Genomic DNA, 20,140 nt, shown 5'->3' with positions numbered 1-20,140 from the left:
CCTCAGCCCCGCGCCACGTCGAGCCGGGCCACGTCGAGCCGGGCCACGTCGAGCCGGGCCTTGGTCAGCACCGGCCGCACCTCGAGCCCGACGTCCTCGAGCGGGTTCCCGCCCGCCGGGCTGCGGTCGATCGCGCACACGACGACCTCGACGGTCGCGCCCGCCTCGCGCAGCGCCCGCGTCGCGTCGCGGACCGCCCCGCCGGTGGTGATCACGTCCTCGATCAGCGTCACCCGCCGGCCGGCGACGTCCGGGCCCTCGGCGAGCTTGCAGGTGCCGTACTCCTTGGCCTGCTTGCGCACGAACAGCGCGGGGCGGCCGGTCAGGCTGCTCACCATCGTCGCGATGGGTACGCCGCCCAGCTCGAGCCCGCCGAGCAGGTCGGTGTCCTCGGGGAGGAGCGCCACCATCTCGCGCGCGACGCGCAGCAGCAGGGCCGGGTCGGCCTCGAAGAGGTACTTGTCGAAGTACTCGGTGGCCTGCTGGCCTGAGCGGAGGGTGAACTCCCCGGTCAGTCGGCAGATCGCGTCCACGTCACGGGCAAGGTCGGCTGCGAGCGTCTCGTCCACGCGGTCGAGCGTACCGACGCTACCCTCGGCCCCATGCTGGCCCACCGTCTCGACGGCATCGCGCCGACGATCTTCTCGGAGATGTCCGCGCTCGCCGTGCGGACGCAGTCGGTCAACTTCGGCCAGGGGTTCCCGGACGTGGACGGGCCACCCGCGGTGATCGCCCGCGCGGTCCACGCGCTGGAGACCGGGCTCAACCAGTACGCCCCCGGGCTCGGCGTACCCGCACTCCGCCGGGCGGTCGCCGCCCACCAGCTGCGCCACTACGGCATCGAGCTCGACCCGGACTCCCAGGTGGTCGTGACGACCGGCTGCACTGAGGGCATCGCGGCCGCGCTGCTCGGCCTGGTCGACCCGGGCGACGAAGTGGTGGTGCTCGAGCCCTACTACGACTCCTACGCCGCGATGATCCAGATGGCCGGCGGCGTACGCTGTCCGGTGACCCTGCGGGGGCCGGCCCCCGGAGTCGGGCTCGGCCGTCTCGACGCCACCGAGCTCCGGGCGGCGGTGACACCGCGGACCCGGTTCGTCCTGCTGAACTCGCCGCACAACCCGACCGGCACCGTGCTCACCCGCGCCGAGCTCCAGGCGGTCGCCGACGTCGCGGTCGGGCACGACCTGGTGGTGATCACCGACGAGGTCTACGAGCACCTGGTCTTCGACGACCACGAGCACGTCCCGCTGGCGACCCTGCCGGGGATGTTCGAGCGGACGCTCTCGCTCTCGAGCGCCGGCAAGTCGTACTCGTTCACCGGCTGGAAGGTCGGCTGGGCCACCGGCCCGGCGGCCCTGGTCGGCGCGGTGCTGGCCGCGAAGCAGTGGCTGACGTTCACCTCCGGCTCGCCGCTCCAGCCCGCGGTCGCGCACGCCCTCGACGAGGAGCCGGCCTTCCCGGCGCGGCTGGCCGCCGACCTGCAGGACCGCCGCGACCTGCTCTGCGACGGGCTCGCCGCGATCGGGCTCGACGTGCGGGTGCCCGAGGGCACCTACTTCGCCACCACCGACGTCTCCGCCCTCGGCTGGGCGGACGGCGACGCGTTCTGCCGCGCGCTCCCGGACCGCGCCGGCGTCGTCGCCATCCCGCTGCAGGGCTTCCACGACTCCGACGCCGGCCGGCACCTGGTGCGCTGGGCCTTCTGCAAGGAGCGCGACGTCATCGAGGAGGGGCTGCGCCGGCTGGCGGCTGCGGACCTCAGCGCCTCCTGAGCAGGACCGTGACTCGCAGCCCGAGCGGCGACGTGCCGACGTGGACCGCCTGTCGTCGTCCGCGAGTCGGTGCTCTGACGTCGTCCGTGGGGACATCGGTGGGGGATTCTGCGAAAGTGGGAACCGAGAAGACCCACCGAGTGCGGCGAAGGAGGAGGATGCCGTGGTGTTCCGGGGCGAGGTACTGCCCATCGGGACGCTGCTGGCGCGTGCCCGGGCCGCACCAGTCGGCGAGCCCGCCGTGGGCGTGGGGGTGCGCCACACGGCCGCCTCGAACGCGCAGCTCTGCGCCGACCTGCTCGCCGCAGGTGGGTCGCTGGATGCCTGCTGGCGCTTCGGCATCCTGCAGACACTCGACGACTACACCTCCACCCTGCGCCGCGGCGGGGTGACGCTCGCGGCTGAGGTGTTCACCGAGGACCCGCCCCGGACCGGAGCGGTGCAGATCGACGCCGCCTTCGCCGCCCTGGCCGACCACCTCGCCGAGCGCGACGGCTGGCCGACGCCGGCCTGGACCGCGGACCCCGCCCGCCGCACCAGCGACTGGTACCCGGCCGTTCCCGCGATCTTGCGCGCCGCAGCCGAACGGGAGAGCCCGCGGGCCTTCGTCGAGCGTGGGATCCTCATCACCGCAAGGTCGCTGGCTCGGGCGTGAGTCCCCACGGCGCCGTACTCGACGCGCAGCGGGTCCGCGCGCTGTTCCAGGAGCTCTCCGACCGTTTGCGGGCGCGTGGAGTGGCGGCACAGCTGTTCGTGGTGGGTGGGGCGGCGATGGCGCTCGCCGCGCGCTGGGCGTTCTGCAGGGAGCGCGACGTCATCGGGGAGGGGCTGCGCCGGCTGGCCGCGGCCGACCTCAGCGCCTCCTGATCCGGTAGACGATCCGGTCGGTCGCCACGTTGCCCGCCCGGTCGACGGCGGTCGCGACGACCACCACCTTCCGGCCCCGCCGGATCCCGGCCGTCGACCGGTCGAGCTCGCAGGAGGCCAGTCCGGAGAGGGCGTCGCGGGCCTGGCACCGCACCTTCGGCGCCTTGCCCGGCCGGTAGGTCGCGCCGTCGCGGGGACCGCGCACCCGCACCGTCGGCCCGGTGCCGTCGATGTCGATGCCGGCCACGGTCACCTCGGCGGCGCCGCCGTCGGTCGCGGTGATCGTCCGCGTCACCGCCCCATCGGCGCCCTCGTCGGAGAGCGTCACCGGCGCCGGGCACGGGGCCGTGAGCGGCGCACCGCCCGGCGTGCACGTGAAGGTCACCGTGACCGGGCCGGTCCACCAGCCCGAGGGCGGCCGGGCCGGCGAGAGGGCGGCGGTGATCCGCGGCTGGCTGCGCGTCGCCGTGCCGGTCGACCCGGCGAAGTCCTCGTCGCCGGCGTACGTCGCCGTCAGGCCGGTCGCGCCCGCGGGAAGGTCGCGGCCCAGCGTCGCCACGCCGTTCGCGAGGGTCGCGGTGCCGAGCACGGTGCCGCCGGCCGCGAACGTGACCGTGCCGTTCGGGGCGCCGGCGCCCGGCGCGACCGGCGCAACCGTCGCTTGCTGCCGGCCCGCGCCGATCGCGACCGTCGTGGTCGTCTCCGCCCTCGCGACCGTGATCGTCCGGTCGGTGGAGCCCGGCGCGTACGACCCGTCGCCGGCCTGCTGCGCCCGGACCGTGCACGTGCCCGGGTGGGCGAACGTCACCGTCGACCCGGCGAGGGTGCACACCGTCGGCGTGCTGGTGGAGAGCAGGACCGGCTGCCCCGAGCCGCCACCCTGCGCGGCGATGGTCCACGTCTGCCCCACGACCGGCGTGGCCGGCGGCTCCGGGCTCACCGTGATCGTCTGCGGCACCGGCGCCGCCGGCGGCGCCGGCAGGTCGGTGCAGCTGATCGTGCCCTCGCGGATCGCGTTGCCGCCGGTGTTGCCGTCGTCGGTCCAGAAGGCCGGCTTGACGCCGCCGACGCACCTGCTCTGCGGCGCCACGGCGAAGCCCTCGTTGTTGAGGTTCGCCATGCCGGCCGGGCGCTCGAAGGCCTGGTCGACCGCGAACGCGCCGTCCGCGATCCGCAGGATCGTGGTGCGGCCCTGGCACCCGTCGTCGCAGACCGCCCACAGGCCGACCCGCTCGGGGTCCCAGGAGAGGTCCATGACGGCGGGGAAGCCGCTCGTGAACGACGCGACCCGGGTGAACCCGCCGCCGTCCAGGAGCGCGTACGCGTAGACCATCCCGTTGGCCTCGACCCCGACGAGGAACAGGCCCGACCCGTGGCCCGGATAGGTCGCCGGGTCGTACGGCGCCCGCGTGTTCTCGTCCCGGAAGCCGTTGGCCACCAGGTAGCTGTCGGGCACCCAGGCGATGCCCTCGAGGGCGGAGTTGGCGCCGATCGGCGGCAGGTCGGTGACCAGGTTCCACTCCCGGGTGGCGGTCAGGTCGCCGGAGCCGCCGACGTCGTAGCGGAGCACCGAGGGCCGGCTGGTCCCGCCGGCGGCGCCGCTGCGCTCGGAAGAGACGTAGAGACCACCGGCCGGGCCGGCGTCGGTGAAGGTCAGCCCCTCGGTGTCGGGGGCTCCCTCCTCGGTGCCCGGGTAGCGCAGCGCGTGCCGCTCGGCCACGGCGTAGCCGTCGCCCTCGGCGGTGAGCTCGATCAGCTCGCCGGTGCCGTTCTTGACCGTCCAGAGCCGGTCCTCGGCGTAGGTGATGCCGCTGATGTCGCCGCCGAGGACGCCGGCAGGGTCGACGGTCCGGACCGACTCGCCGCCCGGCCACGGGCCGGTGACCAGGTCGCCGACGCAGGCGTTGCGCGCGCCCCGGGTGGCCTCCCGGGTGGTGGCGAACGCACCGGTGCCGTCCGGGCAGCGGCCCAGCGTGGTGGCGGCGTGGTCGGTCCAGGTGACGCTGTCCACGAGCGTGGCGCCGTCGAAGAGCCGGGCCGAGTCGGGGGCGCCGAGGCCGGTCACGTCGACTGCGAGGTAGCCGCCGGCCGCGATCGTCGTCCCGGACGCGATGGTGACGTCGTTGCCCGTGCCGCTGTCGCGCAGCACCCAGCCGCCCACCGAGACGGCCTCCGGCGAGGGGTTGACCAGCTCGACCCAGTCGCCCGGCGTACCGCCGTTGGACTCGACCTCGTTGATCCGGATCGGGCTCGAGCAGTCGTTGGCCGCGCCCTTGGTCGAGGAGGTGGTCGTGCGCATCGCGCCGGTGCCGTCGGGGCAGCGGCCGTACGTCGTGGTCGCGTGGGTCGTCCACGCGTAGCGGTCGACGACCGTGCTCTCGTCGGCGGCGTAGAGGTTGGCGGCGTCGTCGGGCACGCCGAGGCCGAAGCCGAAGTCGGCCTCCTCGAGCAGGTAGTAGCCGCCGGGAGCGACGACCGTGCCCCGCGGGATCGCGTAGAAGTCGTTGCTCGCCCCGTTGTCCTTGAACCGGAGGCCGGCGATGCTGACCGCGCTCGCGCCGGTGTTCTTCAGCTCCACCCAGTCGCCAGGGGTGCCGCCGTTCGACTCGACCTCGTTGATCACGATCGTCGAGGGGACGTCGAGCGTGCAGTCGTTCGCGGCGCCCTTGGTGGCCGAGAGCGTCGTGGCGAACGGCCCGTAGCCGTCGGGGCAGCGGCCGTAGGTCGTGCCGGCCGCGGACGTCCAGGTGTAGGAGTCGACCAGCGTGGTGCCGTCGGGCGCGAAGAGCCGTGCCGAGTCGCCGCCGCCCAGGCCGAAGCCGAAGTCCGCCTCCTCGAGGGTGCGGTAGCCGCCGGCCGCGATCGTGGTGCCGTCCGGGATGGTGTAGCCCGTCTCGCCGCTGTCCTTGAGCACCAGGCCGCCGAGGTCGACGTCGGTCTCGCCGGTGTTCACCAGCTCGACCCAGTCGCCCGGGACGCCGCCGCTCGACTCGACCTCGTTGATCGCGATGCCCGACAGATCCGGACCGCCGGGGCAGCTGTTGGCCGCGCCCTTGGTCGAGGAGGCGGTCGTGGTGAACGGCCCGGTGCCGTCCGGGCAGCGGCCGTACGTCGTACTCGCGTGCTCGGTCCAGGTGTAGGAGTCGACCAGCGTGGGGCCGTCGAAGAGCCGGGCGGTGTCGCCGGAGCCGAGGCCGGTCACGTCGACGGCGAGGTAGCCGCCGGCCGGGATCGTGGTGCCGCCCGGGACGGTGACGTCGTTGCCGGTGCCGCTGTCGCGCAGCACCAGGCCGCTCGCGTCCACCGCGGCCGCCGACGGGTTCGTCAGCTCCACCCAGTCGGAGGCGCCGCCGTCGGACGACTCGATCTCGTTGATCCTGACCGGGCTCGAGCAGTCGTTGGCCGCGCCCTTGGTCGGGCTGGTGGTCAGCCGGAACGCGCCGGTGCCGTCGGGGCAGCGGCCGTACGTCGTGGCGGCGTGCCCGCCGGTCCACGAGTAGGAGTCGATCAGGGTCGTGCCGTCGGGCAGGTAGACCCGGGCGGAGTCGCTGCTGCCGAGGCCGAACCCGCCGGCGACGTCCACGTCGACCGCCACGAAGCCGCCCGCGGGGACGGTCGTGCCGGACGGGATCGCGAAGGTGCGGGTGTCGTCGTCGTCCTTGATCCGCCAGCCCGACACGTCGACCGGGTCGGCGCCGATGTTGACCAGCTCGACCCAGTCGCCCGGCGTACCGCCGTTGGACTCGACCTCGTTGATCCGGATGTCGGCGGCGGCTGCGGTCGCGGGCGGAGCCACCGCGACCAGGGCGAGGAGTGCGGACGAGACGGAGAGGAGCAGGGCGATCAGGGCACGCCGGTTCTGGGGCACGCGGATGTCTTCCTCGAGGGGCTGCCGAGCCAGCGGGGGACGGGGGCACGCGCAGCCTGCTGGGGTCCGGCGACGCCGCCGTGAACTGCGGAGGATCGACCGCTGAACGTCAGGCCGACGGAGCCCGGAACCAGGCCCGCACCTCGGGCCGGACCAGGAGCACCACGGTCATCACGCTCGTCGCGAGCGCCAGGGCGAGGACGAAGGCACCGACGACGGTCCCGAGGAGGAAGATCGCGGCGGCCGTCGCGGCGCTGACCAGCAGCGTGACCCGCGCCCACTCCTGGCCGCGGAGCACGAAGAGCGCGACGGTCGCGGCGGCGAGGGCCCAGACGACGAAGCCGCCGAGCATCGCGAAGGTGACGCCGATGAGCAGGCCGTCGGAGACGCCCTGCGACTCGAGGTCGGGGTTCTGCCGGCGCACCTCCTCGAGCAGCACGTCGGGCTGCAGGCCGAGGACCACGCCGGACGCGACGACGCCGAGCGCGGTCACGCCGCTGCCGGCCCAGGTGAGGATGCAGGCCCAAGTCACCGCCGGCGGCCGCCGGGCGGGTACGGCGATGGCCGGCTGCTGTATCGGGGCCGGCGTCGTACCCGGGGCCAGCGCCGGCTCCGGCTCGGGTCGGCGGGTCGCCCCGTCGAGCCCCTGGGCTGGCGCGTCCCGGAACCAGTCCCGGGCCGGCCGGAGCCACAGCATCACCGACGAGGCCGCGACCAGCGACGACACGAAGCCGCCGGTGACCATCCCGCTGAGGAACAGCGGCACCGCCAGGATCGTGAGCGCCAGCCGCGCGCTGCGGCTGCGCTTGAGCACGTGGAACCCGAGGATCGCCGCCGCCGCCGCGCAGCCGCCCGCGACCAGGGACAGCGTGCGCACGATCGACAGCACGCCGTCGACGCCGAGGCCGAGGTCGCTGGCGGGCGGCTCGGCGAGGAACCGCTCGACCGACTGCCGGGTCTCGAGGGTGTGCAGTCCGGCGACCCGGTCGAAGACCAGCAGCACCACGAGCGCCGAGCCGACCATGGTCAGCCAGGCGGCCATGGTGACCTGGCGCGGTCGGGCACTCGCGGACGGCTCGCTCACGCGGGCCATTCCATCACGCGGTCCGAAGCGCCAGCCCGTCGCCGTCCTCCGCGCGCTCGACCGTCACCGCCGACCCGTCGGTGACCTCGCCGGCGATGAGCAGCCTGGCCAGCGGGTCGCCGATCGAGGTCTGGATCAGGCGGCGCAGCGGGCGGGCGCCGTACGCCGGGTCGTAGCCGGTCTCGGCGAGCCAGCGCTTCGCGTCGTCGGTCACGGCGATCGTGATCCGGCGGGCGGCCAGCCGCCTCTCGAGCAGCCCGAGCTGCAGGTCGACGATGCGGGCCAGCTCCTCCTGGCTGAGCGCGTCGAAGATCACGATCTCGTCGAGCCGGTTGAGGAACTCCGGCTTGAACGACGACCGCACCACGGCCAGCACCGACTCGCGCTTCTTCTCCGGGTCCAGCGTCGGGTCGACGAGGTAGGTCGAGCCCAGGTTGCTGGTCAGGATCAGCAGCGTGTTGCGGAAGTCGACCGTACGGCCCTGGCCGTCGGTCAGCCGGCCGTCGTCGAGCACCTGCAGCAGGATGTCGAAGACCTCGGGGTGCGCCTTCTCGACCTCGTCGAGCAGGATCACGCTGTACGGGCGGCGACGCACCGCCTCGGTGAGCTGGCCGCCCTCGTCGTACCCGACGTAGCCGGGAGGGGCGCCGACCAGCCGCGACACGGAGTGCTTCTCGGAGTACTCGCTCATGTCGATGCGCACGATCGCCCGCTCGTCGTCGAACAGGAAATCCGCGAGCGCCTTGGCCAGCTCGGTCTTGCCGGTGCCGGTCGGGCCGAGGAAGAGGAACGAGCCGGTCGGGCGGTGCGGGTCGCTGATGCCCGCGCGCGAGCGGCGTACGGCGTCGCTGACGGCGCTCACCGCGGCGCGCTGCCCGATCAGCCGCTCGCCGATGACCTGCTCCATCTCCAGCAGCTTGGCGGTCTCGCCCTGGAGCATCCGGCCGGTGGGGATGCCGGTCCAGGCCTCGACCACCTCGGCGACCTGCTCGGCGCCGACCTCCTCGCCCACCAGCGGCTCGACGGTCGACTTCTCGGCGGCGGTCGCCGCCTCGATCTGCGCCTCGAGCGCCGGGATCCGGCCGTAGAGGATCTCGCTGGCCTGGCCGAGGTCGCCCTCGCGCTGGAGCCGCTCGGCCTCGATGCGCAGCTGGTCGAGCTGACGGCGCAGCTCGCCCTCGCCCTCGAGCGACTGCTTCTCCCGCTCCCAGCGGGCCTCGAGCGCGCGCAGCTCCTCCTCGCGGTCGGCGAGGTCCTGGCGCAGCGCGTCGAGCCGCTCCCGGGACGCCTCGTCACTCTCCTTCTCGAGCGCGAACTCCTCCATCTTCAGCCGCTCGACCTGCCGCCGGAGCTGGTCGATCTCCTCGGGTGAGGACTCGATCTCCATCCGCAGCCGGGACGCCGCCTCGTCGACGAGGTCGATCGCCTTGTCGGGGAGCTGGCGGCCGGTGATGTAGCGGTCGGACAGGGTGGCGGCCGCGACCAGCGCGGCGTCGGTGATCCGGACGCCGTGGTGCGCCTCGTACTTCTCCTGGATGCCGCGCAGGATCTGGATGGTGTCCTCGACCGACGGCTCGCCGACGAAGACCTGCTGGAAGCGGCGCTCCAGCGCCGGGTCCTTCTCGATCCGCTCGCGGTACTCGTCGAGCGTGGTCGCGCCGATAAGGTGCAGCTCGCCGCGGGCCAGCATCGGCTTGAGCATGTTGCCGGCGTCCATGGCGGAGTCGCCGCCGGCGCCCGCGCCGACGACCGTGTGCAGCTCGTCGATGAAGGTGATGACCTGGCCGCCGGCGTCCTTGATCTCCTCGAGCACCGCCTTGAGCCGCTCCTCGAACTCGCCGCGGTACTTCGCGCCGGCCACCATCGCGGCCAGGTCGAGGCTGAGCACCCGCCGCCCCTTGAGGGAGTCGGGTACGTCGCCCGCGACGACGCGCTGGGCGAGCCCCTCGACCACGGCGGTCTTGCCGACCCCGGGCTCGCCGATGAGCACCGGGTTGTTCTTGGTGCGCCGGGAGAGCACCTGCACGACCCGGCGGATCTCGGCGTCGCGGCCGATGACCGGGTCGAGCCGGCCCTCCTCGGCCGACCTGGTCAGGTCGACGCTGTACTTCTCCAGCGCCTCGTAGGTCGACTCGGCCTCCTGGCTGGTGACCCGGCGGTTGCCGCGTACGGCGGTCAGGTTCTCCTCGAGCACCTGCGGCGTGAGGCCGGCCGGACCGAGCACCTTCTGGGTGCTGCCCTCGCGGGCCAGCGTGATGAGCAGGTGCTCGCTCGCGACGTAGTCGTCCTTCATCGACGCGGCGAGGCCGATCGCCTCGCCCAGCACCCAGGCCAGACCCCGGGACGCGCTGGGCTGCTGGACGGTCGCACCGCTCGCGCGCGGCAGCGCGCTCATCGCCTGCTCGGCTTGGGCCAGCAGCGCGGTGGCGTCGACCCCGGCCTTGGCGACCAGGTTGCGCGCCGTACCGTCCTCCTGGCGCAGCAGCGCGACCAGCAGGTGGATCGGCTCGGTGTGGGTGTTGCCCGCGGTGGTCGCGGACAGCTGGGCGGCCTCGATCGCCTCCCGGCTGCGGGTCGTGAACTTCTCGGCGCCGAACTGGCTCATGGCGGCATTCTCCTGCGAACGTGGTGGGTCCGAACACTCTGCTGATTCCAACGCGCCGAAAGTTGAGTCTGTTCCACTCAACTCCGAGCTGCGTGCTGTCGGTGGGAACCACTCGCAGACGACCGGAGCGTCAGGTGCGACGGGCCCCGATCAGCGGCCGCGGCGCCAGACGACGACCGACTGCCCGGGGTCGGGTCCGCGGAGGACCGGGAGCTTGTTGACCACGCCGTCGGAGGTACGCCGGACGGCGAGCGTCTGCCGCAGGGCCTCCCGCGTGGCCTCGAGCTCGGCGACCAGCTCCTCGTTGCGGGCGGCGAGGGCGGCGAGCCGGTTCTCGAGCTCGAGGATGCGGCGCACGCCCTCGATGCCGATGCCCGACGAGGTGAGCTCGGAGATCGAGCGCAGCAGCTCGACGTCGCGCGGGGAGTAGCGGCGCCCGCCACCGCCGGTGCGGCCCGGCGTGATCAGCCCCATCCGCTCGTAGGTGCGCAGCGTCTGCGGGTGCAGGCCGCTGAGCTCGGCGGCCACGCTGATCACGAAGACCGCGGCGTCGGGGCCGGGGGGCTCGAACGGCGGCCGAGGCATCAGGAGCCCTCGAAGAGCTTGGTGCGCAGCGGCTTGCCGGCCATCGCGGCCCGGTAGGCCTCGACCGCGGCCCGCGCGTCGGCCGACAGCGTGGCCGGCACCTGCACGTCGACGGTCGCGAGCAGGTCGCCGCGGGTGCCGTCGGCCTTGGTGGCGCCCTTGCCCCGGACCCGGAAGGTGCGGCCGTTCGGCGTACCGGCCGGGACCTTGAGCGTGACCGGGCCGCCGCCGAGGGTCGGGATCTTGACCTCGGCGCCGAGCGCGGCCTCGTCGAAGGCCACGGGTACGTCGAGCGTCAGGTTGTCGCCCTTGCGGCCGAAGAGCCGGTGCGGGGTGACCTTCACGGTGACGAACAGGTCGCCGGCGGGCCCGCCGTTCTCGCCGGCCCCACCCTTGCCGCGCAGCCGGATCCGCTGTCCGTCCTTCACCCCCGCGGGGATGCGGGCCGAGATCGTGCGGGCGGACGTGCCGCGGCCGCTGCCGTGGCAGGTCGGGCAGGACTCGTCGTAGATCAGCTGGCGGCCGCCGCAGCGCGGGCAGGTCTCGTTGATCGAGAACGCGCCGCCGGCGGAGGCGACCACGAAGCCGGCGCCCTCGCACTCGGGACAGACCCTCGGCTTGGTGCCGGGCTTGCCGCCGGTGCCGCGGCAGTCCGGGCAGGCCGCGTCGGAGGTCAGCCGCAGCGAGATCGTGACGCCCTCGAGCGCGTCGGTGAAGCTGATCGTCGCGGCGGTCTCGGCGTCGGCGCCCCTCTGCGGATGGGCGGCGCGCTGCTGGCGCCGGCCGCCGAAGAGGTCGCCGAACATGTCGCCGAAGCCGCCGCGTTGACCGGCCTGGTCGCGCAGCAGGTCGTCGAGGTTGAACCCGCCGCCCTGCCCACCACCGAAGCCGCCCCGGAACGCGCCGGACCCGTAGAGCTGGCGCATCTCGTCGTACTTCGTGCGCTTGTCGGGGTCGCCCACGACGTCGTAGGCCTCGGCGACCGCCTTGAACTTGTCGTGCTTGGCCCGGCTGTCGGCGGTGTCGCCGGGGTTGGAGTCGGGGTGGTTGGCGCGCGCGAGCTTGCGGTAGGCCTTCTTGATGTCGTCGGCCGACGCGTCCTTCTTGACGCCCAGCTCGGCGTAGAAGTCCTTCTGCGCCCAGTCGGCCCGGAAGCCGTTGTCAGTCGCGCTCACTGCACACCTCCCTTCCCTCGTCTAGCTGCTTGCAGGATCGACCACCAGGACCTGCGCGGCGCGGACGACGCGCTCGCCGATGCGGTAGCCGGCCTTGGCCACCACCTTGCAGGTGGTCACCTCGACCTCGGGGTCCTCGCCGATGTGGCTCAGCGCCTCGTGGATGGTCGGGTCGAACGCGTCGCCCGGCGCGCCGAACTTCGTCAGGCCCACGCCCGCGACGACCCGCTCGAGCTGGTCGACCACCGCCTGGAAGCCGGGGTCCAGGCTCTGCCCACTGGCCGTGGCATGCTCGCGCGCCCGGTCGACGGTGTCGAGGACCTCGACGATCGGGGCGAGCGCGGCGTAGGTCGCGTTCTCCCTGATCAGCTCGCGGTCCCGCTCCACCCGGCGCTTGTAGTTGACGAACTCGGCCTGCAGCCGCTGGAGGTCGCCGGTGCGCTCCTCCAGCTGACGGCGTACGGCGGTCAGCTCGTCCTCCGGCTCGACAGCCTGCTCCTCGGCGGAGTCCTCGGCCTGAGGAGCCGGGGTCTCCTGCTCCTCAGGCATCGGGATGAGCTGCTCGTCCTGGGACGGCTCGGTCACTTGGTCTCGCCCTCGGGCCCGTCGGTGTCCTCGTCCACGATCTCGGCGTCGACGACGTCGTCGTCGGCCTCGCCGGTCGAGCCGCCGGCACCGGCAGCACCGCCGGCGGCGGCCGCGTCGGCCTCGGCCGCGGCGTACATCGCGGCACCCATCTTCTGGCTGGACTCGCCGAGCTTGGCGATGCCGGCCTGGAGCTCCTCGGCCGAGGCGTCGGCGTTCTCCAGGGTGGCCTTGAGGGCGTCGACGTCGGCCCGGACCTCGGTCTGCACGTCCTCGGGCAGCTTCTCGGCGTTGTCGGCGAGGAACTTCTCGGTCGTGTAGACGAGCTGGTCGGCCTGGTTGCGGACCTCGACCGCCTCGCGGCGCTTGGCGTCCTCCTCGGCGTACTGCTCGGCCTCCTTGACCATCCGGTCGATGTCCTCCTTCGACAGCGCGGAGCCGCCGGAGATCGTCATCGACTGCTCCTTGCCGGAGGCCTGGTCCTTCGCGGTCACGTGCACGATGCCGTTGGCGTCGATGTCGAAGGTGACCTCGATCTTCGGCACGCCGCGCGGGGCGGGCGGGAGTCCGGTGAGCTCGAAGTTGCCGAGCGGCTGGTTCTGCGACCACATCTGGCGCTCGCCCTGGGCGACCTTGATCTCGACCGACGGCTGGTTGTCGTCGGCGGTCGTGAAGATCTCGGACCGCTTGGTCGGGATCGTGGTGTTGCGCTCGATCAGGGTGGTCATCACGCCGCCCTTGGTCTCGATGCCGAGGCTCAGCGGGGTGACGTCGAGCAGCAGCACGTCCTTGACCTCGCCCTTGAGGACGCCGGCCTGCAGGGCGGCGCCGACGGCGACGACCTCGTCGGGGTTCACGCCCTTGTTGGGCTCCTTGCCGCCGAGCAGCTCCTTGACCAGCTCGGTCACCGCGGGCATCCGGGTCGAGCCGCCGACGAGCACGACGTGGTCGATCGCGGAGACGGCGACGCCGCCGTCCTTGAGGACACTCTGGAACGGCGCCTTGGTGCGGTCGAGCAGGTCCGCGGTGAGCTTCTGGAACTCAGCTCGGGTCAGCTTCTCCTCGAAGTGCAGCGGGCCGGACTCGCCGTGGGTGATGTAGGGCAGGTGGATCGTGGTCTCGCTCGAGGAGGACAGCTCGATCTTCGCCTTCTCCGCGGCCTCCTGGAGGCGCTGCTTGGCGATCTTGTCCGCGCCGAGGTCGACGCCGTTGTTGTCCTTGAACCTCTTGACCATCCAGTCGACGATCCGTGCGTCCCAGTCGTCGCCGCCGAGGTGGTTGTCGCCGGACGTCGCCTTGACCTCGACCACGCCCTCGCCGATCTCGAGCAGGGACACGTCGAACGTGCCGCCGCCGAGGTCGAAGACCAGGATGGTCTGGTCGTCGCCCTTGTCGAGGCCGTAGGCCAGCGCGGCCGCGGTCGGCTCGTTGACGATGCGCGAGACGTTGAGGCCCGCGATCTCGCCGGCCTCCTTGGTGGCCTGGCGCTGGGCGTCGGAGAAGTACGCCGGGACCGTGATCACCGCGTCGGTGACCGGCTCGCCGAGGTAGGCCTCCGCGTCCCGCTTGAGCTTCTGCAGCACGAACGCGCTGATCTGCTGCGCGGTGAAGGTCTTGTCGTCGATCTGCTGCTTCCAGTCGGTGCCCATGTGGCGCTTGACCGACCGGATGGTCCGGTCGACGTTGGTCACCGCCTGACGCTTGGCGACCTCGCCGACCAGCACCTCGCCGTTCTTGGCGAAGGCGACGACCGACGGGGTGGTGCGGGCGCCTTCCGCGTTCGCGATGACGGTGGGCTCGCCACCCTCCAAGACGGCGACGACGCTGTTCGTCGTGCCGAGGTCGATGCCGACCGCACGTGCCATGTCCGTGTTACCTCCGGTGTCGAGTCCTGTGCTGCAGTCTTCTGGGTGCCATCGTGCCGCGACCCGCGGCCCGGACCCCAAACCAGTTGAGTCCAGTCGACTCAACTTCTATCACCCGGCTCAACGCAGCTCGACCCCGGGGTTGTTCCCGGATGGGCCGACGAATCCGGCGACCACCGGCTGGCCTCTCACCCGACTCGGCGCGTCTTGCCCACGTCAGGGTGCCGACTCGGCGCGTCTTGCCCACGTCAGGGTGCCGACTCGGCGCGTCTTGCCCACCCGGCGTACAAGATGCGCCGACTCGGCGCTCCTGGCGGGCAACTCACGCCGAGTCGCGCCATCTGAGCGGGCAACTTGCGCCGACTCGGCATTCACCGGCGGCGGGCGGCGTCAGCCGATGGTGACCCGGATCTCGTTGGACTCCAGGCCGGTGTCGGAGTCGACGACCCGGAAGCGGTTCACGCCGGCCTGGCTGGTGTAGACCGGGATCTGGAAGGTACCGCCGCTGACCGAGCCGGTCGCGTTGAAGTCGACCCAGGCACCGCCCTCGAACCGCTGCACCTGGAGGATCGCGCCCTCGCCGCTCGGGTAGACGCCGGTGAGGTCGAACTGCTCCATCGGCGCCGACGTCGTGGTCGACGCCGACAGCGTGATCTGCTTGCGCGGCGACTCCGACTCGGTCGGCTCGGAGCTGGACGGCTGCGACGGCGTGCCCGAGGTGCCGTCCACCGGCGGCGCCAGGGTGTACTCCGGCGCGGTCGCGGTCGGCGTCTTCTGCGGCCTGGGCAGGTACATCGACGCCTCGGAGCTCGTGGACCCACCGCCGCCGTCGCTGCCCAGCCCGAGCACGTTGCTGCCCGCGGCCACGACGAGGCCCAGCACCAGGCCGACCACCACCGCGACGCCGGCCAGGGCGATCAGGCCGGCCGCGATCGGGTGCGCCTCGTCGGGACGCTCGGGGAGCTGCTCGGACATGACCCCATTGTCCACGGCGGTGGGGAGCGGCGGCCAGTCGCGTCAGATCCCCCGCTTCCAGACGATCTCCTCGTGCAGTCTCCGGCTGCGCCAGCCATCGGAGGTCCGGACGAGCGTGTGGTGGTACAGCCCGCCGAACTCGACGACCTTCTCCCCGCCGTCACCGTCCGACATCGGCATCGGGTTGTGGAAGTACGCCGTGGCAAGCGCCTCGTCCCCGCCCTGCTCGCCTCCTGGGAACGTGATGTCGACCTGGTGCAGCGAGTGCATCCGCTTCGGGAAGAACGCCGGCAGCACCTCGGCCAGCCACGACTTCACGGCCGGGTAGCTGTCGGCGATGCCGCCGGACTCGGTGTAGTCGATCTCGGCGTCGGGGGTGAACACGTCGTCGAGGGCGCCCCAGTCGCCCGTGTCGATCGCACGCGTGTAGCGGATCAGGACCTCCTCGATGTCGAGGCGGTCCACGTGGTGCTGCGGCAGTTCGGTCACGCCTGAACTCTGGCACAAAACTGGAACACGTTCTAGTGTGTGGCCCATGCGATTCAGCTACGCCGAGGCGATGACGCAGGCGACGTACTACGCGCCCCTGGCCCGGGCGGCCGAGGCGGCGGGGTACACGAGCATGACCGTCGCCGACAGCGTCATCTACCCGAGGGACTCCGACGCGAAGTACCCCTACACCGACACCGGCGACCGGGAGTTCCTGGACGGCAAGGAGTTCATCGAGACGATGGTGCTGTGCGCGCACCTGTTCGCGCACACGACCACGCTGCGGCTGACGCCGTTCGTCCTGAAGCTCCCGATCCGGCCGCCGGTGCTGGTCGCCAAGCAGGCCTCGTCGCTGGCGTTCCTCTCGGACAACCGGCTCGGCCTCGGCGTCGGCATCTCGCCGTGGCCCGAGGACTTCGCCGCCATGGGCGTCGGCTGGGAGAGGCGCGGCAAGCGGATGGACGAGTGCATGGACATCCTGCGCGGCCTGACCACCGCCCAGGATCGACAGGGCTTCTTCGAGTACCACGGCGACTTCTACGACGTCGACGCGCTCAAGCAGTGCCCGACGCCGACCGAGACCGTCCCGCTGCTGGTGGGCGGACACGCGGACGCGGCGCTGCGCCGCGCCGTACGCAAGGGCGACGGCTGGATGCACGCCGGCGGCGACGGCGAGGAGCTGGACCGGCTGCTGACCCGGCTCGCGGAGATCCGTGCGGAGGAGGGCGACACCCGCGACGACTTCGAGGTGCACGTGATCTCCTACGACGCCTACACCCTCGACGGCGTCAAGCGCCTGGAGGACAAGGGCGTCACCGACTGCATCGTCGGGTTCCGCATGCCCTACATCGAGGGCCCGGACACCGAGCCGCTCGAGAAGAAGGTAGAGCACCTCGAGCGGTACGCCGAGCAGATCATCGGAAAGCTCTGATGTCCGATCTCACCCAGCCGCTGCGCGACGCGATCGCCGAGGCCGAGAGGCTGATCGAGGGCGCCCCGTTCATCAAGTCCGAGCAGGACCTGCTCGAGGGCTACGACTACCTCGCCGGGCGGATCCGGATGGCCATGCAGATGGCCTTCGACCACGACCTCGACCGGCCGGTGTTCATCAACCCCACGCACCAGTACTCCCGGCAGGGCCTGGACAATCCCGACGCGATCTACTTCAACGCCTACCTCGCGGAGGGCGCCGAGTACGTCGTGCGGGGAGTCCGCGGCACCACCGCCGACCTGTCCTTCCAGGTGATGGGCGGGACCTACTCCGCCGACTCCGCGGCCACCTCGATGCTCGCCTTCGACGACCGCGAGCTGGACGTGAAGGACGACGGCTCGTTCGAGTTCACCTACGTCGCCGAGCCCGGCGCCAAGACGATGATCGTGCGCGAGGTCTACAACGACTGGGACACCGAGGAGCGCGGCGGGCTCTGGATCGAGCGCACCGACACCGTGGGGTCGCCGGCGGCGCCGTTGAGCAGGGAGCGGCTGGCGAAGAGGTACGAGATCGCCGGCAAGCTGCTCACCGGCTCGATCCAGACGTGGTTCGCCTTCCCGCACTTCTTCCAGTACCAGGAGCCGGCCAACCAGCCGACCGCCCCGCAGTCCACGCCCGGCGGACTCTCCTCGCAGCGCTCCTCCATCGGCCACTACGACCTCGCCGAGGACGAGGCGCTGGTCGTGACCGTGCCCGAGTGCACCGACTGCGCCTACCAGGCGATCCAGATCGGCTCGGACTGGTACGTCTCCACCGACTACGAGACCCACCAGACCTCGCTCACCAAGGCCCAGGCGGTCACCGACCCCGACGGCTCGATGCGGTTCGTGATCTCCGAGACGCCACCCGGCGGTACGCCGATCGCCAACTGGCTCGAGTGCCTGGGGCACCCGACCGGCGCGATCATGCTGCGCTGGCAGCGCCTCGAGCGCGACCTCGGCCCCGAGGACGGGCCCGTGGCCGAGGTGATGCCGCTCGCCGACGTACCCGAGAAGCTGCCGTACTTCGCCCCCATCACCACCGAGGAGTACGCCGCGCGGATCGCCGCCCGGCAGCGCTCCGTTGCCCGAAGGATGCTGAGTTGACAAGGAGAATGGGTTGAGCAACGACCTTGGCTACGCCCGGGCGCACGACACGTCGATCGAGGAGCGGTACGCCGCCGTACCCCTGCTCAAGGGGAAGGTCGTCGTCATCTCCGGCATCGGCCCCGGCCTCGGCCGGGCGCTGGCCGACGAGGCCGCGCGGATGGGCGCCGACCTGGTGATCGCCAGCCGCACCGAGTCGCGCCTCCTCGAGCTCCAGGCCGAGCTGGAAGGACACGGCGGCAAGGTCGTGAACGTGGTCACCGACGTGACCGACGAGGACTCGCGCGCCCACCTGCGCGACCGGACGCTCGAGGCGTTCGGGCGGGTCGACTGCGTCGTCAACAACGCGTTCACGATCCCGCCGATGGACCCGATCACCCAGATCGAGCCGCGCAAGCTCGCCAAGGTCAACGAGACCAACGTGTTCGCGCCGCTGCGGCTCTCCGCGCTCTTCGCCGACGCGCTGTCGGCCAGCAGGGGCTCGATCATCATGCTGAACTCCTGCGTCTCGTTCTCCTCGCAGCCCGAGTACGCCGGCTACAAGCTGTCCAAGGGCGCGCTGGAGCACCTCGCCTCGTCGCTGGCCACCGAGCTCGGCCCGCGCGGCATCCGGGTGAACAGCGTGGCGCCGTCCTACATCTACGAGGACGTCAACCGCGGCTACTTCGACTTCCTCGCGGCCGTCGAGGGCAAGACCCACGAGGAGGTGTACGCCGAGAAGGCGGCCCCCACCGACCTCAAGCGGCTCGCCTCCGCGCAGGAGGTCGCCCGCGCGACGCTCTTCCTCGCCTCCGACCTGGCCTCCGCCGTCACCGGCCAGATGCTCACGGTCGACTGCGGCGAGTTCCACGACTGATGGCCGCGGTCGTGGTGTCCTCCATTTCGGCGCAATTGCGCTGTTATGGCAATGGGGGCTGCCGCGGCGCTGCCATCCCGGCGCAAATGCGCCGCCAGGACACCCACCCGGACGTCCGCCCGGAGACACGATGAGCGACAACATCATGACCCGGGAGCGCCCGGACGTCGGCAGCTACGAGGACATCGTCGCGGCCGCCGTCCGGACCACCGGGCTCTCCGACTTCGGGGGCGGCGAGTTCGGGGACGGGGTCCACGAGGAGGGCCTGCGGGTCCTGACCGAGGACCTGGCGTCGGCGGAGGCCGGGCTCACGCCCAGGGGCAACTACTTCCAGCGCTCGGAGGTGAAGAGCGCGCTGGTCGGCGTACTCCTCACGCAGGCGCAGTTCGCCGCGCACCCCGAGCACCGCGACGTGCCCATCGAGCGGCCGATCTTCGTGATGGGGCTGCCGCGCACCGGCACGACCGCGCTGCACCGGCTGCTGCACGCCGACCCGATGGCGCAGGGGCTGGAGATGTGGCTGACGCAGTACCCGCAGCCGCGGCCGCCCCGCGACACCTGGGCGGACGACCCGATCTTCGCCGCGATGCAGCAGGCGTTCTCCGCGCACCACGTCGAGTCCCCCGAGTTCATGGGGATCCACTACATGGACGCGACCACGGTCGAGGAGTGCTGGCGGCTGCTGCGGCAGACCGGCAAGTCCAACTCCTACGAGTCGCTGGCCCACGTCCCGCGCTACACCGCGTGGCTCCGGCAGCAGGACTGGACCGACGCCTACGCCCGGCACCGGCAGAACCTCCAGCTGGTCGGGCTCAACGACCCGGAGAAGCGCTGGGTCCTCAAGAACCCCTCGCACATGACCGCCCTCGACGCGCTGATGACCGTCTACCCGGACGCGCTGATCGTCTACACGCATCGCGACCCGGTCACCTGCATCGCCTCGTCCTGCTCGCTGTCGGCCGAGACCACGGCGGGCCACTCCACGACGTACGTCGGCGACGTGATCGGCCGGACCCAGCTGGACCTGTGGTCGCGGGCCTTCCACGCCTTCCACGACGCGCGGCCGAGGTACGACCAGTCGCAGTTCGTCGACATCGCGTTCCAGGATCTCGTCACCGACCCGCTCGGCGTGACCCGTCGCGTCTACGACCGGTTCGGGCTGGACTGGACCCCGGAGGTCCGGGCGGCCGTCGAGGAGATCGACCAGGAGTCCAAGCAGGGCAAGGCGAAGCCCTCGCACGCCTACGCGCTCGAGGACTACGGCCTCACCGAGGACCGGGTCCGCGCGGCCTTCGACCGTTGAGTTGGGCCATGTTCGCCGTTGAGTTGGGCATC

The 20,140-nt window shown here is 72.1% G+C and carries 17 protein-coding genes; 7 read left to right on the top strand and 10 right to left on the bottom strand.

From position 1 onward, the window contains the following. Positions 1-2 precede the first annotated feature (2 nt). Positions 3-569: an orotate phosphoribosyltransferase gene (gene pyrE, locus ACYVKX_RS07030; RefSeq protein ID WP_460830027.1), complete on the bottom strand. Its 567-nt coding sequence runs from the start codon at positions 567-569 to the stop codon at positions 3-5. 33 nt (positions 570-602) lie between these two features. On the opposite strand from pyrE, the gene ACYVKX_RS07025 reads away from it, so the two are divergent. The 3 genes from ACYVKX_RS07025 to ACYVKX_RS07015 all read left to right on the top strand — a co-directional run bounded on the left by ACYVKX_RS07025 (position 603) and on the right by ACYVKX_RS07015 (position 2,642). Beyond that, positions 603-1,775 carry a pyridoxal phosphate-dependent aminotransferase gene (locus tag ACYVKX_RS07025; protein WP_460830026.1) on the top strand — a complete coding sequence of 391 codons (1,173 nt, stop codon included), beginning with the start codon at positions 603-605 and terminating at the stop codon, positions 1,773-1,775. Positions 1,776-1,941: 166 nt separating this feature from the next. Beyond that, positions 1,942-2,430 (top strand): hypothetical protein, encoded by a 489-nt coding sequence (locus ACYVKX_RS07020; RefSeq protein ID WP_460830025.1) that lies wholly within the window; start codon positions 1,942-1,944, stop codon positions 2,428-2,430. Continuing rightward, positions 2,427-2,642: a hypothetical protein gene (locus ACYVKX_RS07015; RefSeq protein ID WP_460830024.1), complete on the top strand. Its 216-nt coding sequence runs from the start codon at positions 2,427-2,429 to the stop codon at positions 2,640-2,642. The genes ACYVKX_RS07020 and ACYVKX_RS07015 overlap by 4 nt, the downstream gene beginning before the upstream one ends. Here the strand turns inward: ACYVKX_RS07015 and ACYVKX_RS07010 are convergent. The 9 genes from ACYVKX_RS07010 to ACYVKX_RS06970 all read right to left on the bottom strand — a co-directional run bounded on the left by ACYVKX_RS07010 (position 2,629) and on the right by ACYVKX_RS06970 (position 15,873). After that, positions 2,629-6,510 carry a lamin tail domain-containing protein gene (locus ACYVKX_RS07010; RefSeq protein WP_460830023.1) on the bottom strand — a complete coding sequence of 1,294 codons (3,882 nt, stop codon included), beginning with the start codon at positions 6,508-6,510 and terminating at the stop codon, positions 2,629-2,631. The genes ACYVKX_RS07015 and ACYVKX_RS07010 overlap by 14 nt on opposite strands. A gap of 109 nt (positions 6,511-6,619) precedes the next feature. Further along, positions 6,620-7,594, bottom strand: coding sequence for a hypothetical protein (locus ACYVKX_RS07005; protein ID WP_460830022.1), 975 nt, complete (start codon positions 7,592-7,594; stop codon positions 6,620-6,622). A gap of 13 nt (positions 7,595-7,607) precedes the next feature. After that, positions 7,608-10,199 (bottom strand): ATP-dependent chaperone ClpB, encoded by a 2,592-nt coding sequence (clpB, locus tag ACYVKX_RS07000; RefSeq protein WP_460830021.1) that lies wholly within the window; start codon positions 10,197-10,199, stop codon positions 7,608-7,610. Between the two features lie 150 nt (positions 10,200-10,349). After that, complete coding sequence (locus ACYVKX_RS06995; protein ID WP_460830020.1) at positions 10,350-10,784, bottom strand: heat shock protein transcriptional repressor HspR; 435 nt, start codon at positions 10,782-10,784, stop codon at positions 10,350-10,352. Continuing rightward, complete coding sequence (gene dnaJ, locus ACYVKX_RS06990; protein WP_460830019.1) at positions 10,784-11,959, bottom strand: molecular chaperone DnaJ; 1,176 nt, start codon at positions 11,957-11,959, stop codon at positions 10,784-10,786. The genes ACYVKX_RS06995 and dnaJ overlap by 1 nt, the downstream gene beginning before the upstream one ends. A gap of 21 nt (positions 11,960-11,980) precedes the next feature. Next, complete coding sequence (gene grpE / locus ACYVKX_RS06985) at positions 11,981-12,544, bottom strand: nucleotide exchange factor GrpE (RefSeq protein WP_460830018.1); 564 nt, start codon at positions 12,542-12,544, stop codon at positions 11,981-11,983. Further along, complete coding sequence (gene dnaK, locus ACYVKX_RS06980) at positions 12,541-14,409, bottom strand: molecular chaperone DnaK (protein ID WP_460830017.1); 1,869 nt, start codon at positions 14,407-14,409, stop codon at positions 12,541-12,543. Before dnaK ends, grpE begins: the two co-directional genes overlap by 4 nt. 390 nt (positions 14,410-14,799) lie before the next feature. Continuing rightward, the gene (locus tag ACYVKX_RS06975) at positions 14,800-15,384 is read right to left on the bottom strand and encodes a hypothetical protein (protein ID WP_460830016.1); all 585 of its coding nucleotides are present in this window, start codon (positions 15,382-15,384) and stop codon (positions 14,800-14,802) included. 42 nt (positions 15,385-15,426) lie between these two features. Next, positions 15,427-15,873 carry a nuclear transport factor 2 family protein gene (locus tag ACYVKX_RS06970; RefSeq protein WP_460830015.1) on the bottom strand — a complete coding sequence of 149 codons (447 nt, stop codon included), beginning with the start codon at positions 15,871-15,873 and terminating at the stop codon, positions 15,427-15,429. A gap of 46 nt (positions 15,874-15,919) precedes the next feature. Between ACYVKX_RS06970 and ACYVKX_RS06965 the strand changes: the two genes are divergently transcribed. The 4 genes from ACYVKX_RS06965 (at position 15,920) to ACYVKX_RS06950 (ending at position 20,108) form a co-directional block, all read left to right on the top strand. Further along, on the top strand, positions 15,920-16,804 hold the full coding sequence (locus ACYVKX_RS06965; RefSeq protein ID WP_460830014.1) for a TIGR03619 family F420-dependent LLM class oxidoreductase: 885 nt from the start codon (positions 15,920-15,922) through the stop codon (positions 16,802-16,804). Beyond that, a complete protein-coding gene (locus ACYVKX_RS06960) occupies positions 16,804-17,949 on the top strand; it encodes a hypothetical protein (protein ID WP_460830013.1) in 1,146 nt (381 codons plus the stop codon). Before ACYVKX_RS06965 ends, ACYVKX_RS06960 begins: the two co-directional genes overlap by 1 nt. A 13-nt stretch (positions 17,950-17,962) precedes the next feature. Beyond that, the gene (locus ACYVKX_RS06955; RefSeq protein ID WP_460830012.1) at positions 17,963-18,805 is read left to right on the top strand and encodes an SDR family oxidoreductase; all 843 of its coding nucleotides are present in this window, start codon (positions 17,963-17,965) and stop codon (positions 18,803-18,805) included. Between the two features lie 130 nt (positions 18,806-18,935). Beyond that, the gene (locus tag ACYVKX_RS06950) at positions 18,936-20,108 is read left to right on the top strand and encodes a sulfotransferase family protein (RefSeq protein ID WP_460830011.1); all 1,173 of its coding nucleotides are present in this window, start codon (positions 18,936-18,938) and stop codon (positions 20,106-20,108) included. Positions 20,109-20,140: the final 32 nt, after the last annotated feature.

The sequence above is a fragment of the Nocardioides hungaricus genome (assembly GCF_054782915.1).
Note: the sequence above shows the minus strand (reverse complement) of the source record. Positions and strands in the feature narration are given on the sequence as shown.

Bases quoted from the DNA above. Each gene is read 5' to 3' on its own strand.
- ACYVKX_RS07025 (WP_460830026.1), top strand. From the start codon at position 603: ATGCTGGCCCACCGTCTCGACGGCATCGCGCCGACGATCTTCTCGGAG.
- clpB (WP_460830021.1), bottom strand. From the start codon at position 10,199: ATGAGCCAGTTCGGCGCCGAGAAGTTCACGACCCGCAGCCGGGAGGCG.
- ACYVKX_RS06995 (WP_460830020.1), bottom strand. From the start codon at position 10,784: ATGCCTCGGCCGCCGTTCGAGCCCCCCGGCCCCGACGCCGCGGTCTTC.
- dnaK (WP_460830017.1), bottom strand. From the start codon at position 14,409: ATGGCACGTGCGGTCGGCATCGACCTCGGCACGACGAACAGCGTCGTC.
- ACYVKX_RS06975 (WP_460830016.1), bottom strand. From the start codon at position 15,384: ATGTCCGAGCAGCTCCCCGAGCGTCCCGACGAGGCGCACCCGATCGCG.
- ACYVKX_RS06965 (WP_460830014.1), top strand. From the start codon at position 15,920: ATGCGATTCAGCTACGCCGAGGCGATGACGCAGGCGACGTACTACGCG.
- ACYVKX_RS06960 (WP_460830013.1), top strand. From the start codon at position 16,804: ATGTCCGATCTCACCCAGCCGCTGCGCGACGCGATCGCCGAGGCCGAG.
- ACYVKX_RS06950 (WP_460830011.1), top strand. From the start codon at position 18,936: ATGAGCGACAACATCATGACCCGGGAGCGCCCGGACGTCGGCAGCTAC.